The organism is Yersinia mollaretii ATCC 43969 (assembly GCF_013282725.1).
GTDB lineage: Bacteria > Pseudomonadota > Gammaproteobacteria > Enterobacterales > Enterobacteriaceae > Yersinia > Yersinia mollaretii.
Map to the genome: position 1 here is coordinate 3,037,089 of NZ_CP054043.1, position 16,566 is coordinate 3,053,654.

Sequence of the window (16,566 nt, forward strand, 5' to 3'; positions counted from 1 at the left end):
TTATCCTTTTTATTCTCTGATGGCCCGCAAGCGGGTGACAAACAGAGTTATCGTTGTAGGAGAGGTATTATTTGACGTACTTTTACTCTTTACCCGTCGGGATGAAGCGCTTTCCCGCCGGTTCAAACCCTAATCGGCTGATGTCGGTCATCAGCAGCGGCATCAGTAACAAACCCACCGCCGCTGAGGCCAATGTGAGCAAGGCAAAAAATCCTTGCCAGCCATACTGTTGCAGTACCTGCGCCAGTGGCCATCCGGCCAGTGCAGCACCGAGATAGGCAAACAAACCGAGAAATCCGGTGACGGTCCCCGCCGCATCTTTATGGGTATATTCCGTGGCCGCCAGACCAATCAACATTTGTGGTCCAAAGACAAAAAATCCGATACTGAAAAAAGTCACTGACAGCAGTGGATAGTTATGCACCGGAGCCAGCCACAGGGCGGTCATGGTCAGAAACAGCCCCAGTGCGAATAACAGAATTATTGGCGCTCGCTGACCGCGAAACAGCAAGTCCGATCCCCATCCGGCAAACAGCGCGCCACACAATCCCCCCAGTTCAAACAGCGACAAGGTGGCATTAGCACTAAGCAAATTCACCCCATGACTCTCGGCCAGCCAGATATTGCCCCAGTCATTGAGGGCGATGCGGATCAGATAGACCAGCACGTAAGAGACACCCAGCAACCAGATGGTGCGGTTGCGCAAAATCGCATCGCGGAAAATACGTCCCATTGGCATCGGCGGACTTTGCTGTTCCTGCCACTGATCTTGCGGGTCGCGCCGCCATTGGCCGATGGTCGGCAAACCTTGCTGCTGCGGCTTATCGCACAACTGCCAACACAGCCAAATACCGAGCACGATACCGATTGCGCCGGGGACCAGCAGTGCGGCCTGCCAGCCATAGTGCGAGGCCAGAAACGCCGAGAGCAGTGGCACCGCCGCGCCGCCGATACTGATGGAGGTATTCCAGCAGCCCCACCATGTGCCTCGTTCATTGCGTGAATACCAAGTGCTCAGTAATTTAGCGCAAGGCGGCCAGCCCCATCCCTGAAAGAAACCATTCAGTGTCCAGACCACCAATAGGGCGGGCAGGGTGTGGCACAGGGTAAACACCACATTCAGCACCCCGGTCATCATCAAGCCGATGCCCATAATCCAGCGGGCTTGGGTGCGGTCACTGACAATGCCGGAGACAAATTTGGAGCCGCCGTACGCCAGATAGAACAGTGTGCCCAGCAAGCCGATATCCCCTTTATCCAAGCCCAGCTCCAGTTGCATCACCGGCATGGCGTAGTTGACACTTTTGCGTGTCAGATAAAAGGCGGCGTAACCCATCACCATGGCGGCCATCAGGCGCGGCCGCCAGTAGCGGTAACGCGCATTCACCTGTTCCGGCGTCAAAGGCTCAGGGGGTAACGTCTTCGACGACAAAAATGATGCAGCCATGGATTCCTCCGGTCATTGTGTTGAGTGTAGGGAAGGTCAAAGTGAAAGAGATGAGACAAGGTTGTAGACGGCTAGGAATAATGCTTATTTATGAAGGTGTTTGATCCTGTTTTGTGGGCAGGCTCACAGAGTCGCTGGTGCGGACCTGCGTGGGCAGGTTGACCACCACGCGAGTGCCTAAACGGCGTTGCAGTACCCAGTCGCCGCCCAGCGCGCGCACCCGCTCTTCAATACCGCGCAGACCCAAGCCCCCGCCTTGTGGTTGCACCGGAATACCCATGCCATCATCGCGCACCTCCAGCGTGATGATATTGTCAGTGAGGCGCAGGCTGACCTGAATATTGTGCGCCTTCGCATGTTTATTAATGTTATTGAGCAACTCCTGCACCAGCCGATAGAGGGTAAACACCACCGCATCCTCACCGGGAGTGGGGGGCAGTGAGTAATCGAGTTGGAAGTTGATCCCTTGCTCGGCAAAGGCAAACTCTTCCGCCAAATGGTGTAGCGCTTGATCCAAGGGCATCTCATCCAGCACTGGCGGGCGCAATTGGCGCAAGAGCTGGCGGGTGGTTTGATGGATGCGCTGTGACAAATTACTGATCTGATTGGCCGCCGATTGTGCCGCTGGCGTGGGGGCACTGCGGTTGACCAACATCGCCTGAATTTGAATGGCGGTGATGTTCTGACCAATCTCATCATGCAGCTCACGGGCAATCTCTTTGCGCACATCTTCCTCGGTATGCACCAACCGCGCCATCAGCTTGCGGCGGGTTTGCAGCTCTTGTTCCAACTGATTGCGATAGCGGTGTAGGCGCTGTGCCAACTGCTGTTGGCGACTGATGGCGATCCCCAGTGTCAGCCCCAATAGCGCTTGGGTCGAGAGAAAAAGCTCCAGCTCGGCCAAGTCATGAAATGCGCCGCTGGCTTGCCGAGTGACGGTAATCATCAGGCTCCCTAACACCGCCGCTAATACCCCCCCTTGCCAGCCGAACTTGTAGGCCATAAACACATTGGGCAGAAAGACAAAAATCAGCAGCAGGCGCTCCATATTGGGCGCAATCGCCACCTGCACACACACCAAAATGGCGAAAATTAGCGAACACCAAATCAACAATGAGGTGCGCAGCGGCGGATCGGGAATCTGCTGGGAGAATAGATTACGAACATGCTGCTGCTTTAAGTATTCATAGATGAGATAGGTGAATGGCACCAGCAGAATACCGCCGGTAAAGGTGGCGAGCAGCACCTGAGTGACCGGTAGGGGCAACCACAAGCCCAATACCGCGCCATGCAGCAGGCTATTCCCCGTCACCGCGGTCAGCAGCAGCAACAGCCGTTGCCAATACAGGGTGTAGTGATGCCAGAAACGCTGGGTCAGCCACGCGGGCAGTAAACTTAGTAGGGGCGACAGCAGAATCAGTGTGGAGGTTTGCAATTGCTCACTGTGGAGCCACCACAGTCCTGCACACTCTGCCAGCAATAGCACTGGCCAATAGCGCCGTGGCAGGAGAATCATCAACGCCAATCGCAGCCCCTGTGGTAGCAATAAAATGGCGTGTAAACCGTCATCGCTAAGATAAAAACTGATGGTCCACAGGGCCAGCCAACTCAGGGAAAAGAAGATCACCAGAAACAGCGATAGCCCCATTGACCGCAGCTGCCACATCTCAGTTACCTGCCAGCAACTGGTGTTGCAGCGCAAAATGCACTAACTCGACGGTGGTTTCACACTGGAGTTTGCCCAGAATGTTGGCCCGATGCACATGCACGGTTTTGTGACTGAGTAGCAGTTGCTCAGCAATGGATTTAACACTTATCCCTTTGATTAATAACTGAAATATCTCTTTCTCGCGTGGCGTCAGTACTGCCAGTTGTGGCGGTTGGAGTGGCATATGGCGCAGCGCGCGCAGAGCGTCGGAGCAGAGATAGAGACCCCCGCCACTGACGGTGCGCAGTGCTTGTACCAGCTCATCTGGGCCGCAGCGCTTGGTCAGATAGCCACTGGCTCCGGCATCCATCGCGCTTTGCACAAAAGCGGTGGTGTCATAGATACTCAGAATAATGGCGCGAAAATGGGGCATTTTTTGGCGCAAGCGCTTGAGCAGACTTAGCCCGCTTTCGTCCGGCATTGAAATATCCATCACGGCAACATGGACATCAATGCTGGGGAGATTAGCCCATGCCTCTGCCGCCGACCCATACTCACCAATAATACGAATATCTTTTTCCAGTGATAACAACTGGGCAAAACCGGAGCGGACCACAATATGGTCATCTATCAATGCGACATTAATCATAATTTTTCATTATTGTGGGGCAGATAGCTGCATGATGCTGATCAATCGTTAGCTGAGCAATAGTTGTTATCAGAAATGTTAGAGGCTTAACATCTGCAAGATAAATCTGATGAGGAAGTAGGCAATTGTGATTAAAAAATGGGGCGCTCCACAGATTGCCGTGGAGCGAGAAACACAAGTTTACCCCTGCTTCCGGCTGCGGTAAATGCGCTGCGGACGGCCGACCTTGCCATAGATGATCTCTGCCTGTAGCGCTTGATTGCTGGCACTGAACTCCAGATAACGCCGTGCTGTAGTGCGGCTTAATCCCAGCATTTGCGCGACATTTTCGGCGGTGTACTCGACGGCATTATCACTGAATAGCGTTTGGATTTTATCCAGCGTCATCTGGTCAATACCCAATGGCAGGGTCACTTTTTGCTCACCGCGGGCATAGGTATTGTACATCTCATCGATCTGGCGCTGATTGACCTGGGTGCCATCCTGCAACACTTGATGACGGTGGCTGTAGCGGGCCAATGATTGCTCCAACCGCTCGTAGGCCACGGGCTTAATCAGGTAATCAAACACCCCATAGCGGATAGCTTCCGATACGGTTTCACTGTCGCTGGCAGCGGTGACGAAGATAATACCACCCGCAAAGCCCTGTAAGGTCATTTCACGTAATAATTCCAAGCCACTGCCATCGGGCAGATAGTTATCTAACAGAATCAAATCGGGTTTAAAGCGAGCCACCATGCTGCGGGCTTGCTGCAAATTGCCCGCCAGCCAGACTTCATGGCAGTAGCTGCTCTGTTTGATAAATTCTGCATGCATCTCTGCCAGTGGTGTTTCATCTTCTACCACTAAAATATTGAGCCATTCCATGGGATCTCCCCGTCTTTGAGATCAATGCGTCTTCGGAATAAAGACTGTAAATAGGGTGCCACGTGGCGGATTTTCTTCTATCGTGATGGTGCCGCCACTTTGCTGAACATAGGTCGCCACCAGATAGAGGCCGATCCCGTGTTCATCTGAGTTTTTAGAGCTGATACCCCGTTCGAACAGGCTATCTTGTAATTGTGGGTCGATACCGCAACCGTGGTCAGCGACCTCCAGAATCACATCATCACCCTCATCAGACAGATAAATCTCCACCTGTTTATCACTGTCTGGATTTTTCAAGCTGGCCTCAAAGGCGTTATCCAGCAAATTCCCCATGATGGCGGCCAGTTCATTCTCGCCAATCGTGGCGGGAAGATGGCTTAACTGACAGCCAGGAACAAAGTTCAGGTTCAGCCCTAACTCCTTGGCGCGATGGTATTTACCAAACAGTAACGCGGCAATCTGCCGGTTATTGAAGGCCGTGCGCAGCATATCAATCAGGGCTTGATGGGAGGAGGATTCGGTTTTCACCATCTCCAGCGCCCGATCAAACTCTTTCATCTGCAACAGCCCGCTTAGGGTGGACATCCAGTTCAGGTGTTCGTGCCGGACGGTGCGCAGATTCTCGACATATTGCTGAATCTGGCTGAGCTGAGCGCTGAGGGTATGAATATCATCCTGACTACGAAAGCTCACCACCCAGCCCTGAAATACCCCCTCTTCTGACCAGATGCCAGCCCGATTCGCAATAGTATTCAAGCCATTAAAGGTGCAAAGCTCATCCTGACGGTTATCACCGGTTTGATCGAGGAAGAAGTGGTCAGGTGAGACGACCTCACTGACTTTGCTACCAATCAACTGCTGTGGCGTGGCTGAGATTCGCAGCATTTTACGCGCATTTTGATTGATTGCAGTGATCTTCCCCTCAGGATCTACCGCCAGTAGTCCCTCAAATACTGCCCCGAATAGCGCTTCTTGCTGGCGCAGAACCCGTGCGATCTCCTTCGGCTCCATCCCCATCATTTGGCGGCGGATATGGTGCGCAAACAGCCATGACAGCAAGAGCAGCAGCGCCAGCACGAGAATAAATGAGTGGGTGAGGGGCAACAGATAGATAAGCCGCCAGTGATCTATTTTGCTGATCAGGTAACCGAGGGAGACCACCCCGATGATCTTCCCCTGCTCATCGCGAATCGGGGTTTTGGCGCGCATGGCTTCACCCATCGACCCTTTGCCGAAAATAATGTAGCTCTCACCTTTCTCGAGTGCGCCGGGTTTGGTCCATTGCATCGGGTAGCCAATCATTTTCGGATTGGGATGATACAGGCGAATGGATTGAGTGTCGCCGATCACCAGATAGTCCAGATCTGAGGTACTCCCGAGCCGACTCACAATCTCCGCTAACTGGGCCTTATCACGATGTTTAACGGCACTCACCACCGAATCCATCGAAGCAATAATTTTGGCCTGATTCATCGCGGTTTTGCTGACCTGATCCAGCAGGTATTGCTCAAAATTATGGCTAAGAAAACGATCCAAGGCACCGACAAGCAGAATAGAGACAGTTAATAGCAGCAGAAATATCCGCAGCGGGAAGGCCATATTTTTTAACCGACCCCATATTCGGCCGCGCCATTTTAATTTAGCTGCTCTACTCACCTTCACCTTCATCTTTATTAACAAATGGGACATTAGTCATGGCGCTAACATAATTCAATTTAGGCAATAATTAAATAGCTAAGAAAAATAAAAATATATATTAATAATTAAGAAAATTAAAACCATTAAATAACTTATATTTACTATCTTATATGTGAAATAGGTCAATTAATCACGCTATTTTTATGTTTAGCATGTGCTCGTCAATTAATCATAATTAAAAAATAGAGTGTCGAAATATTATTTTACATTGTTGTTTTTATGTGAATTTCTTATTTTAAGAGTGAAGGTTAAATTATTTTACTAGCCGTATTTAACTTGTCACTTACTTGTTATGTAAACGTTATGATAGAGAGTTAATTATGGATGCGGTATTTAGCCGAATTAATCGTTCAGACCATCAACAGATTGCGGAAATAACCCATTTCTTACGGGCTAACGATCTGAATATAGATACCACGGTTGACGTATTTATTACCGTAAGCCGTAATGAAAAATTGGTGGCCTGTGGTGGCATTGCCGGCAACATTATCAAGTGCGTGGCGATTAGCGAGGAGGTCAGGGGCGAAGGCTTGGCGCTGACACTGGCAACTGAGCTGGTTAATTTGGCCTATGAACGTCATCACAGCCATCTGTTTATCTATACCAAAACGAAAAACGAGAGCTTATTTAAAGATTGCGGCTTTTATCCTATCGCCAGTGTGCCGGGTATTGTGGTGCTAATGGAAAATAGCGCCTGCCGTTTGCAGCGCTATGCCAAACAGTTGAGCCAATTACGTCAGCCGGGGAAAAAAATTGGCAGCATCGTGATGAATGCCAATCCTTTTACGCGTGGGCATCAATATTTAGTACGTCAGGCGGCGGCGCAGTGTGATTGGTTACATCTGTTTTTAGTAAAAGAGGATAATTCACGTTTCCCTTATGACGATCGGCTGCAATTAGTGCTGGATGGCACACAAGATATTGCCAATCTCACCGTGCATCCCGGTTCGGAATATATGATCTCCCGCGCCACTTTCCCCTGCTATTTCATTAAAGACCAAGGTGTCGCCGATGACTGCTACACCGAAATTGACCTAAAAATATTCCGCCAATATTTAGCGCCCGCGCTGGGTGTCACTCACCGCTTTGTGGGTACGGAGCCATTTTGTACCGTGACCGCCAAATATAACCGCGACATGGGCTACTGGCTGGAAACCGCGTCATTACCTTACCCACCGATCTCACTGGTGGAAATTGAGCGCCTTAAATATCACAACACTGCCATTTCCGCCTCTTGGGTCCGCAAATTATTAGCGCAGGGAGATGCGGAGACCATTCGCAAACTGGTTCCGCCAGCCACCTGCCACTACTTACAACGACTGCTGGCGCAGCGCGCGCAAAAGACCGCCAGCACAGAGAAAAGCGCCTTGCCCGCAAAGAATCCAGCCCTGTTTTAGCCGATTGATGGGAGTCGGTAAAGCAGGGCGCAAAGATAGGTACTGATACGTCAGTCAGAAGCCACTGAATTTGAAGATAAGTTAATCAGGTGAAAAATGAAAATTATCAGAGAGGCCGTCGCCGGAACACTGGAGTCGAGCGACGTCATGGTGCGTATTGCGCCATTAAATCCACCGGAAATCGATCTGCAAATTCACAGCAGCGTGGATAAGCAGTTTGGTGAGGCCATTCGCTACAGCGTATTGGCGTTACTGGAACAGCATCGGGTGACCGGGGTGCAACTGATTATTGATGATAAAGGCGCACTGGATTGCGTTTTGCAGGCCCGACTTGAAACGGCGCTGCTCAGAGCCTGCGATGAAAAAATTCTGCCATGGAGAGCGCAGTGATGAAAACTGAAATGAAAAACAGAATGCGCCGCAGCATGTTGTTTGTTCCGGGTGCCAATGCCGCCATGGTGAGCAATGCGTTTATTTATCAAGCTGATGCGCTGATGTTTGATCTGGAAGACTCGGTTATCCTGCGCGAAAAAGATGCTGCCCGCCGTTTGGTCTATCACGCCTTACAACACCCGCTTTATCAAGATGTGGAAACCATTGTGCGAGTCAATGCATTGGACTCCGCTTACGGCTTGGCGGATTTGGAAGCCGTGGTGCGCGGCGGGGCGGATATCGTGCGATTGCCGAAAACTGACAGCGCGAAAGATGTGGAGGATATGGCGCGGGAGATCAGCCGTATTGAGTCGGAGTGTGGTCGCGAAGTGGGTAGCACGGGGCTGCTGGCGGCCATTGAGTCCGCACAAGGGATTACGCAGGCGCTGGCGATTGCACAAGCCTCTGAGCGCCTGATGGGGATCGCCTTGGGGGCGGAGGATTATGTCCGCAACTTGCGTACTGAGCGCTCACCGGAAGGCATTGAACTGCTGTTTGCGCGCTGTTCTATTTTGCAGGCCGCCCGCGCGGTGGGGATTCAGGCTTTCGACACCGTCTACTCCGATGCCAATAACGAAGCGGGTTTCTTGCAGGAAGCGGCCCTGATCAAACAACTGGGTTTTGATGGCAAATCGCTGATTAATCCACGTCAAATCGAACTGTTACACAACCTTTATGCCCCGACTGAAAAAGAGGTTCGCCATGCTCAGGCGGTGGTCGATGCCGCCACGGCAGCAGAAGCCGAAGGGCGCGGGGTGGTCTCCCTGAACGGCAAGATGGTAGACAGCCCGGTCATTGAACGGGCGCGGTTGGTTTTGCAACGTGCAGTCAGCGGTTTGCGTGAGGAATAAATGATGAATAGGCAACAACGCGTAGAAAATTTCACTCTCCGTCAGGATAACGGCCCGGTGCATCCACCGTATCAAAACGCCTCGAAAGCGAATTTGCAGGCGCAGAAGCCCCGTGACATCAAGATTTGCGACTCATTAGAAAAGGCGATTCGCCGCTCAGGGCTGCACGATGGTATGACCATCTCCTTCCACCATGCTTTCCGTGCTGGCGATTTAACCTTGAATCTGGTGATGGATGCCATCGCCGCCATGGGGTTCAAAAATCTGCGATTGGCCTCCAGCTCTCTCAGCGACTGCCATTCGCCACTGGTGGATCACATTCGCAATGGCGTGGTCAGTGAGATCTACACCTCTGGCCTGCGCGGGCCACTGGCTGAAGAAGTCTCACGCGGATTACTGAGCAAACCGGTTCAAGTTCACTCCCACGGTGGACGGGTTAACCTCATCGAGTCCGGTGAACTGACCATTGATGTGGCCTTTATCGGCGTGCCCGCCTGTGACGAATTCGGCAATACCAATGGTTTTAGTGGCAATGCCTGCTGCGGCTCTTTGGGCTACGCCAGAGTGGATGCCGAATATGCGGGTTGTGTGGTGCTGCTGACCGAAGCGCTGGTGGCTTATCCCCATCACCCCGCCAGTATTACGCAGGATCAGGTTGACTTGATTGTGCAGGTTAAAAAGGTGGGTGATGCCGACAAGATTGGCGCGGATACCACCCGGATGACCTCCAATCCTCGCGAGTTACTGATTGCCCGCCGTGCTGCTGATGTTATCGCTGGCTCAGGCTATTTTGTCGATGGATTTTCGCTACAAACCGGCACCGGCGGGGCCTCACTGGCCGTCACCCGTTTTCTGGAAGACAAAATGGTGCGGCGCAACATTACTGCCGCTTTTGCCCTCGGTGGGATCACCTCAACCATGGTGGAACTGCATGAGAAAGGGCTGATCACCAAACTGCTGGATGTCCAGAGCTTCGATCGGCAGGCGGCCGCCTCGCTGGCCCGCAACCCCCGTCATATCGAGATCAGCGCAAATCAGTATGCCAATTTCAGCTCGAAAGGGGCATCAGTTGATCGGCTGGATGTGGTGGTGCTCAGCGCGCTGGAGATCGACACCCGTTTTAACGTCAATGTGCTGACTGGCTCGGATGGCGTATTGCGCGGGGCTTCCGGTGGTCACTGTGATACGGCGGTCGCGGCGCGCCTGTCGATTATCGTCGCCCCGCTGGTGCGTGGGCGCATCCCGACGCTGGTTAATCAGGTCACCACCTGTGTGACCCCCGGTTCCAGTATCGACATTTTAGTGACCGATCATGGTATTGCGGTCAATCCGGCGCGGCCAGAATTGGCAGAACGCTTGCAGCAAGCCGGATTGCCTGTAGTGACCATCGATTGGCTCTATCAACGCGCCTTGATTCTGACTGGGCTACCGCAGCCCATCAAATTCAGTGATCGCGTCGTGGCCGTGGTGCGTTACCGCGACGGGTCGGTGATTGATGTTGTGCACCAGATTGAGGAGTAGGCGATGAATACGCTCTCTCCCGCATTAGCGGCCAATCGGCCCATCAGTTTGCCGGAATTGCTCACCAGCCGTGAATCCCGTCAGCAGCGGCAACAACTCTGGTTGGCGCGTCATCAGGTGAGCTTGATTTCACTCACACTGGTGGCTCCCGGCGCGGTGAAAGATAACCCATTGACTCGCAAGCTATTTGCGTTGGCATGGCAGGCTATCACCACCCTGATCCAACAACAGCGCTGGCCCGTGTTGCAGCAAGAGGTTTTCCCCTTGCCGACTGGCTGTGAAGGTCTGATTGCCGTTGATCTCCCGGCTGAGCAGGTGAAAGACGCGGCACTGCTGCTTGAGCTTAAGCATCCACAGGGCCGGTTATGGGATATCGATGTGCTTGATGCCTCCGGCCAGATCTTGTCGCGCCGCGACCTTGGCTTGCCGCCGCGCCGCTGCCTGTTGTGTCATCGCCCGGCCAATGTGTGTGGTCGGGCGCAAACCCACAGCATTGACGAATTGTTGGCTCAGATGGAGTTGATGCTCAATGCCACAACTGCAACGCACTGACAATAGGGCAGATCCCTCACTCACGGGGCTGGCCGGGACGGCTTCGGGCTTCTCAGCCTACTGGGGCGCGCTGGCTTATCGGGCGATGTTGACCGAGGTCAACCTGACACCCAAGCCCGGTTTAGTCGATCGCTTCAACTGCGGCGCACATCAGGATATGGCGCTCATTGACTTCTATTACAGCGCCGATGCGATTGCGCCATGGTTGCCGCGTTTTATTGAGCATGGCATCAGCCACCCCCATCTACACGGGCAGGCGGCACTGAGCCGTTTGCGCCCGTTGGGGCTGGCGTGTGAAAACAGCATGTTTCGTGCCACTGGCGGCGTCAATACCCACAAAGGCAGTGTTTTCTCATTGGGATTGATCTGCTGCGCGCTTGGGCGGCTGAAAGCTCGGGCAGAACTTATCAGCGCTGAGGTGATCAACGCTGATAGCGTTTGCCAAGAGGTGGCGAGCCTGTGTTGCGGGCTGACGCAACGTGAGCTGTGTCAAGCCAACCCCCAGCAAACGGCGGGGCAGCGCCTGTTCTATCAGCACGGTCTGACGGGCGCGCGAGGCGAGGCGGAATCGGGCTTCGCGACCGTATTGACTCATGCCTTACCTGCGTATCAGCGCTTATTAGCTGAGGGTACGCAACCTGATCACGCCCTATTGCACACCTTGCTGATTTTGATGTCCGTCAACCGCGATACCAATGTGGTCTCTCGTGGCGGTATGGCGGGGCTGCAATGGCTACAACAACAGGCGACGGAAATTCTGACGTCACTCTCATCGGCAGGGATGGGCAACCCACTCAGTCAGAAGCGGGTGCGAGAGTTTGACGCCCAATGTATCGCTCGCAACCTGAGTCCCGGCGGCAGTGCTGATCTGCTGATCTTGACCTGGTTGCTGGCGCAGTTCCCCCCATCATCCCTCTCACAAAAATAATAACGGTGTTATAGGAGTCTCTTTATGTTGAAGTCGCAAGAGAAATTATGGAAAGCGCTCGCGCCTTTTGTGGTGCTGGCCATTCTGCTGCTGATCCCGACCCCAGAAGGTATGCCACCTCAAGCATGGCGCTATTTCGCGATTTTTGTCGCCATGATTGTGGGGATGATTTTAGAGCCGATTCCCGCCACGGCGATCAGTTTTATCGCGGTGACGATCTGTGTGCTTAGCTCCGACTGGGTGCTATTCAGTGCCGCAGAAGTGGCTGATGCAGGCTTTAATGGCGGCAAAGAGTCACTGAAATGGGGGCTGGCAGGATTCTCCAGTACCACCGTCTGGCTGGTATTTGGCGCATTTATCTTTGCTCTCGGCTATGAAGCCACCGGACTGGGCCGCAGGATCGCCTTGTTTATGGTGAAGTTTATGGGCAAGCGTACCCTGACGCTAGGTTATGCCATTGTTATTATTGATATTCTACTGGCTCCGTTTACGCCATCGAATACCGCCCGTACCGGTGGCACGGTGTTCCCGGTGGTGAAAAACCTGCCGCCGCTGTTTGACTCCTTCCCTAATGACCCCTCGTCACGGCGCATTGGCGGTTATCTGATGTGGATGATGGTGATCGGGACCAGTATCAGCTCCTCCATGTTTGTGACTGGCGCAGCCCCTAATGTGCTGGGTATTGAGTTTGTGAATAAAATCGCTGGCGTCCATATCGGTTGGATGCAGTGGTTCTTGGCCTTCTTGCCTGTTGGGTTAATTTTGCTGATCGTGGCACCGTGGCTCTCTTATGTGCTGTATAAACCCGGCGTGACCAAAAGTAATGAAGTGGCGGCTTGGGCGCAAACTGCACTGAATGAGATGGGCGCGCTGACTCGCAAAGAGATGATTTTGATCGGATTAGTGCTACTGAGCCTCTGTTTGTGGGTATTTGGTGGCGCATTTATTGATGCGACGGCGGTTGGCTTACTGGCGGTATCCCTGATGTTGGCGCTGCATGTGGTGTCATGGAAAGATATCACTAAATACTCCAGCGCTTGGAATACCTTGGTTAATTTGGCAACACTGGTGGTGATGGCAAACGGCCTGACCCGTTCCGGTTTTATTGATTGGTTTGCCAACACCATGAGCACCCATCTGGATGGCTTCTCACCGACAATGACAGTGGTGGCGCTGGTCTTGGTGTTCTACTTCTCTCACTATTTGTTCGCCAGTTTATCTGCGCACACGGCCACCATGCTGCCGGTTATTTTGGCGGTAGGGAAAGGGTTGACTGGGGTGCCGATGGAGCATTTATCCATGCTGCTGGTGTTGTCCATCGGGATCATGGGGGTTCTGACGCCGTATGCCACGGGGCCGGGGGTGATTATCTATGGCTGCGGTTACGTCAAATCGAAAGATTACTGGCGGCTGGGTGGGATCATGGGGCTGTTCTATATCTCCATGCTGCTGCTGGTCGGCTGGCCAATCATGAGCCTGTGGTACTGACTTAAAAACCTGCTCCGACAACAGGTTACGCTATTGAATAGGGTTCTCATATTGTGGTGGCGAAGGTTAACTACTACTATAAAGCCGATGAATCAATATGATTAGGATACTGTGTGACGTCGGTATTTATCCGTAACTTTACCTTTGCCGCACTGCCCGCCAGCGGTTTAAATGGTCAGCCGCTGTTCCATGGACTGCTGGCGAAATGTGATTTTGATGTCAATGAATACCGGGATGAACTCTTTGCTGTCTATGGCATTGCGTTTCCCGGTAGCTTGCACAAGGCCGTGAGTCAACGGCGTGCTGAATATCTGGCCGGGCGCTTTGTGGCCCGCCAAGTTCTGAATATGCTGGAAATCCGTGACTATCCGCTGGCTAATGGGTTGGATCGTGCACCCCTGTGGCCAACGGGCCTGATTGGCAGCATTAGCCATAATAACCAACGTGCATTATGCACGGCTCAAATTATCACTCCCGCCGTAGGACCACTCACTGAAAGCCGCGATGTCCACGGTATTGGGCTGGATATCGAAAGTCTGATTCCTGTTGAAAGAGCCAAGAACCTGTGGCCGGGTATTCTTAGTGAGGAGGAGTACCGCGACTCTCAAGAAGGCCCACTGCCTTTCAACCATTTGCTGACGTTAGCTTTTTCAGCGAAAGAGAGCTTATTCAAAGCGGTCTATCCGCAACTGGGCCGCTATTTTGATTTTCTTGAGGCACGTCTCATTAGTTATTCGCTGGCATCAGGGCGTTTTGAATTGCAGCTACTACGCGACTTAAGTGATGACTTCCCCGCAGGCCGCTGTTTTACCGGCTGTTTCACCGTCAACGATAGTGACATTCAAACATTTATTGCTTATTAATCTTGATGCTAACGATTTTCGAAATAAATTTTCAGAATTTAAAATTGGAAATTTTAATATAAATGGACTAAATATTTTTTCTACCAGCCATATTTATCTGATAGGAAATCATGAAATATATCGTGCTCATTGTTTTTATCCTCTGTGTCATCTATGTACACATTCGAGGGAAAATACGTTATAAGTTTTGGCGGCAACTTTCAGACCATTCGACATTTGTTTCCCCCATCAATGTGTTTATGTATCTGTTTTCACGCGTTCCCACGACACCCTTTTTAAAGCAGGATCTTTTCCCTGAGCTGGCCATTTTGCGCGAAAACTGGCCAACAATCAGGGAGGAAGGCAAAGCACTGATGGAGATCCAGCAAATCAAAGCATCGGATAAATATAATGATGCGGGTTTTAACTCTTTCTTCAAAACGGGCTGGAAACGTTTTTACCTAAAGTGGTACGAAGATAGCCATCCCTCGGCGATGACGCTCTGCCCGCACACCACCTCGTTATTACGCGAGTTACCCTCAGTCAAGGCCGCGATGTTTGCTGAGTTACCTGATGGCAGCCGCCTACCCAAGCATCGTGACCCCTATGCTGGCTCTTTGCGTTACCATTTGGGCTTAATGACCCCGAACGACGATCGCTGTTTTATTGATGTTGACGGCACAACCTACAGTTGGCGCGACGGTGAGGGAGTCTTGTTTGATGAAACCTATATTCACTATGCCGAAAATCAAAGCGGGCAGGACAGGCTGATTCTGTTTTGTGATATTGAGCGCCCCATGCGCTACCGCTGGGCACAGTGGGTTAACCACTGGTTAGGGCGTCATTTGATGAGTGCCGCCACGGCACCCAATGAAGAGGGGGATCGTACTGGCGGCGTGAACCGGATGTTTAAATATATCTACGCGGTGCGCAAGGTTGGTAAGCGGCTAAAAGCCTGGAATCGCCGGATTTACTATCTGATCAAATGGATATTATTCGGCGGTATTGCCGCGCTGATTTTTTATGCGCTGTAAAATCGGCGTTGATAAAAGAAGAAAACAAAAAGCCCGCTTAAGTTTCCTTAAGCGGGCTTCTCTAATTTGGCTCCTCTGACTGGACTCGAACCAGTGACATACGGATTAACAGTCCGCCGTTCTACCGACTGAACTACAGAGGAATCGTGTGAACGGGGCGCATGATATCTAGCATGTCCGATACTGTCAACGTTAAATGAGTACATTTGGATCGATTGCTCAGCATCTGAGCAATCGAGATTGAAACGGCACTACTGTTTTTCCCAACGTTTCAGTCTGGCCAGTGGGTCTTGGCGATAGAAAGCACAAAAATGTTGGTAAACAGCGGGGAAACGGCCTTCAAGCAGCTCGGGCGCACTGAAAAAATACTCTGATAGCACGGCAAAACACTCTGCCGGGTCACTGGCGGCATAAGCATCCATACTGGCAGCCTCGACCCCCACCATATCTATCTCATCTTGAATATTATCCATCGCCTGATGCAGGTCATACTCCCATGAGGCGACATCACGCATAGCAATCGGCGGCACACCGTTTGAGTTGCCGCCGTTACGCATATCCAACTTATGTGCGGCTTCGTGAATGACCAAATTAAAGCCTGACAGATCAAATGAGTCTTGGATATCTTGCCAATTCAGGACAATCGGCCCCTGTTCCCAACTCTGGCCGGATTGTACCGTTTGACCTGAATGTACCAAGCCGAGATCATCTTGCCACTCATCCTCAACCACAAACGGTGAAGGATAAATAAGTACCTCATGAAAGCCATCTAACCATTTGGCCCCCAGCTCCATCACCGGTAGCGCGAACAGTAGTGTAAGACGGGCTTGCATCAGTGGGGTTAAAATCAACCCCTGCAATGGCACTAGCCGCTTTTGTTGCAGCAGATGACTCGCCACTGAGACCAGTCGCTCCTGCTCCTGCTCATTTAAAGGCGCTAACAAGGGAATATTTAGCGCCTCGCGCCACTGCGCAAGAATCTCCGCTTGCGGTTGATTTGCTTTCCACAGCCACTTAATCATCAGGTTGCTCACAAAGTGATAATTCGAACGTCTAAAGCAGGGAGGTGTTGTTGTAAACATGCCGCAAAAGGGGCCATGTTCGCAACCATTTCATGGAGTGATACATGAGCGGTTGAAAAGGCCGCCTCGAAAACACCCGAGGAGATATTCTTTCAGAGGGGGAAATTCCTCGCACTCTGCAATTATTCAA

The 16,566-nt window shown here is 52.0% G+C and carries 15 protein-coding genes and 1 tRNA gene; 9 read left to right on the forward strand and 7 right to left on the reverse strand.

Annotation, left to right across the window (positions count from 1 at the left end):
• Positions 1-82: 82 nt before the first annotated feature.
• From uhpC to dpiB, 5 genes are all read right to left on the reverse strand, one after another.
• Positions 83-1,447 carry an MFS transporter family glucose-6-phosphate receptor UhpC gene (uhpC, locus tag HRD69_RS13400; protein ID WP_004873581.1) on the reverse strand — a complete coding sequence of 455 codons (1,365 nt, stop codon included), beginning with the start codon at positions 1,445-1,447 and terminating at the stop codon, positions 83-85.
• A gap of 88 nt (positions 1,448-1,535) precedes the next feature.
• A complete protein-coding gene (locus HRD69_RS13405; protein WP_032813050.1) occupies positions 1,536-3,113 on the reverse strand; it encodes an MASE1 domain-containing sensor histidine kinase in 1,578 nt (525 codons plus the stop codon).
• A 1-nt stretch (position 3,114) separates the two neighbouring features.
• Positions 3,115-3,744 (reverse strand): response regulator transcription factor, encoded by a 630-nt coding sequence (locus HRD69_RS13410; protein WP_004873579.1) that lies wholly within the window; start codon positions 3,742-3,744, stop codon positions 3,115-3,117.
• A 180-nt stretch (positions 3,745-3,924) separates the two neighbouring features.
• Positions 3,925-4,611 (reverse strand): two-component response regulator DpiA, encoded by a 687-nt coding sequence (dpiA, locus tag HRD69_RS13415; RefSeq protein ID WP_004873578.1) that lies wholly within the window; start codon positions 4,609-4,611, stop codon positions 3,925-3,927.
• Between the two features lie 21 nt (positions 4,612-4,632).
• A complete protein-coding gene (dpiB, locus tag HRD69_RS13420; protein ID WP_004873577.1) occupies positions 4,633-6,210 on the reverse strand; it encodes a sensor histidine kinase DpiB in 1,578 nt (525 codons plus the stop codon).
• 419 nt (positions 6,211-6,629) lie between these two features.
• On the opposite strand from dpiB, the gene citC reads away from it, so the two are divergent.
• The 9 genes from citC to lpxO all read left to right on the forward strand — a co-directional run bounded on the left by citC (position 6,630) and on the right by lpxO (position 15,354).
• Positions 6,630-7,706 carry a [citrate (pro-3S)-lyase] ligase gene (gene citC, locus HRD69_RS13425; protein WP_004873576.1) on the forward strand — a complete coding sequence of 359 codons (1,077 nt, stop codon included), beginning with the start codon at positions 6,630-6,632 and terminating at the stop codon, positions 7,704-7,706.
• 96 nt (positions 7,707-7,802) lie between these two features.
• Positions 7,803-8,096: a citrate lyase acyl carrier protein gene (gene citD / locus HRD69_RS13430; protein ID WP_032813048.1), complete on the forward strand. Its 294-nt coding sequence runs from the start codon at positions 7,803-7,805 to the stop codon at positions 8,094-8,096.
• Positions 8,096-8,989 (forward strand): aldolase/citrate lyase family protein, encoded by an 894-nt coding sequence (locus HRD69_RS13435; RefSeq protein WP_004873575.1) that lies wholly within the window; start codon positions 8,096-8,098, stop codon positions 8,987-8,989. Before citD ends, HRD69_RS13435 begins: the two co-directional genes overlap by 1 nt.
• A 3-nt stretch (positions 8,990-8,992) precedes the next feature.
• Complete coding sequence (gene citF, locus HRD69_RS13440; protein ID WP_032813047.1) at positions 8,993-10,510, forward strand: citrate lyase subunit alpha; 1,518 nt, start codon at positions 8,993-8,995, stop codon at positions 10,508-10,510.
• A 3-nt stretch (positions 10,511-10,513) separates the two neighbouring features.
• Positions 10,514-11,062, forward strand: coding sequence for a citrate lyase holo-[acyl-carrier protein] synthase (gene citX / locus HRD69_RS13445; protein ID WP_004873573.1), 549 nt, complete (start codon positions 10,514-10,516; stop codon positions 11,060-11,062).
• Positions 11,040-11,990: a triphosphoribosyl-dephospho-CoA synthase CitG gene (citG, locus tag HRD69_RS13450; RefSeq protein WP_071984806.1), complete on the forward strand. Its 951-nt coding sequence runs from the start codon at positions 11,040-11,042 to the stop codon at positions 11,988-11,990. The genes citX and citG overlap by 23 nt, the downstream gene beginning before the upstream one ends.
• 24 nt (positions 11,991-12,014) lie before the next feature.
• Complete coding sequence (locus HRD69_RS13455; protein WP_004873571.1) at positions 12,015-13,478, forward strand: anion permease; 1,464 nt, start codon at positions 12,015-12,017, stop codon at positions 13,476-13,478.
• A 113-nt stretch (positions 13,479-13,591) separates the two neighbouring features.
• Positions 13,592-14,341 carry a 4'-phosphopantetheinyl transferase family protein gene (locus HRD69_RS13460; RefSeq protein WP_004873570.1) on the forward strand — a complete coding sequence of 250 codons (750 nt, stop codon included), beginning with the start codon at positions 13,592-13,594 and terminating at the stop codon, positions 14,339-14,341.
• Positions 14,342-14,451: 110 nt separating this feature from the next.
• Complete coding sequence (lpxO, locus tag HRD69_RS13465; RefSeq protein ID WP_004873569.1) at positions 14,452-15,354, forward strand: lipid A hydroxylase LpxO; 903 nt, start codon at positions 14,452-14,454, stop codon at positions 15,352-15,354.
• 67 nt (positions 15,355-15,421) lie between these two features.
• On the opposite strand, the gene HRD69_RS13470 is transcribed toward lpxO, so the two are convergent.
• Positions 15,422-15,497 (reverse strand) — tRNA-Asn (locus tag HRD69_RS13470).
• Between the two features lie 108 nt (positions 15,498-15,605).
• Positions 15,606-16,376, reverse strand: coding sequence for a DgsA anti-repressor MtfA (gene mtfA, locus HRD69_RS13475; RefSeq protein WP_032813046.1), 771 nt, complete (start codon positions 16,374-16,376; stop codon positions 15,606-15,608).
• Positions 16,377-16,566: the final 190 nt, after the last annotated feature.

Coding starts and splice junctions, on each gene's coding strand:
- HRD69_RS13455 (WP_004873571.1), top strand. CDS start 12,015: ATGTTGAAGTCGCAAGAGAAATTATGGAAAGCGCTCGCGCCTTTTGTG.
- HRD69_RS13410 (WP_004873579.1), bottom strand. CDS start 3,744: ATGATTAATGTCGCATTGATAGATGACCATATTGTGGTCCGCTCCGGT.
- dpiB (WP_004873577.1), bottom strand. CDS start 6,210: ATGGCCTTCCCGCTGCGGATATTTCTGCTGCTATTAACTGTCTCTATT.
- lpxO (WP_004873569.1), top strand. CDS start 14,452: ATGAAATATATCGTGCTCATTGTTTTTATCCTCTGTGTCATCTATGTA.
- dpiA (WP_004873578.1), bottom strand. CDS start 4,611: ATGGAATGGCTCAATATTTTAGTGGTAGAAGATGAAACACCACTGGCA.
- HRD69_RS13435 (WP_004873575.1), top strand. CDS start 8,096: ATGAAAACTGAAATGAAAAACAGAATGCGCCGCAGCATGTTGTTTGTT.
- citC (WP_004873576.1), top strand. CDS start 6,630: ATGGATGCGGTATTTAGCCGAATTAATCGTTCAGACCATCAACAGATT.
- mtfA (WP_032813046.1), bottom strand. CDS start 16,376: ATGATTAAGTGGCTGTGGAAAGCAAATCAACCGCAAGCGGAGATTCTT.
- citD (WP_032813048.1), top strand. CDS start 7,803: ATGAAAATTATCAGAGAGGCCGTCGCCGGAACACTGGAGTCGAGCGAC.
- uhpC (WP_004873581.1), bottom strand. CDS start 1,447: ATGGCTGCATCATTTTTGTCGTCGAAGACGTTACCCCCTGAGCCTTTG.
- citG (WP_071984806.1), top strand. CDS start 11,040: ATGCCACAACTGCAACGCACTGACAATAGGGCAGATCCCTCACTCACG.
- citX (WP_004873573.1), top strand. CDS start 10,514: ATGAATACGCTCTCTCCCGCATTAGCGGCCAATCGGCCCATCAGTTTG.
- HRD69_RS13405 (WP_032813050.1), bottom strand. CDS start 3,113: ATGTGGCAGCTGCGGTCAATGGGGCTATCGCTGTTTCTGGTGATCTTC.
- citF (WP_032813047.1), top strand. CDS start 8,993: ATGAATAGGCAACAACGCGTAGAAAATTTCACTCTCCGTCAGGATAAC.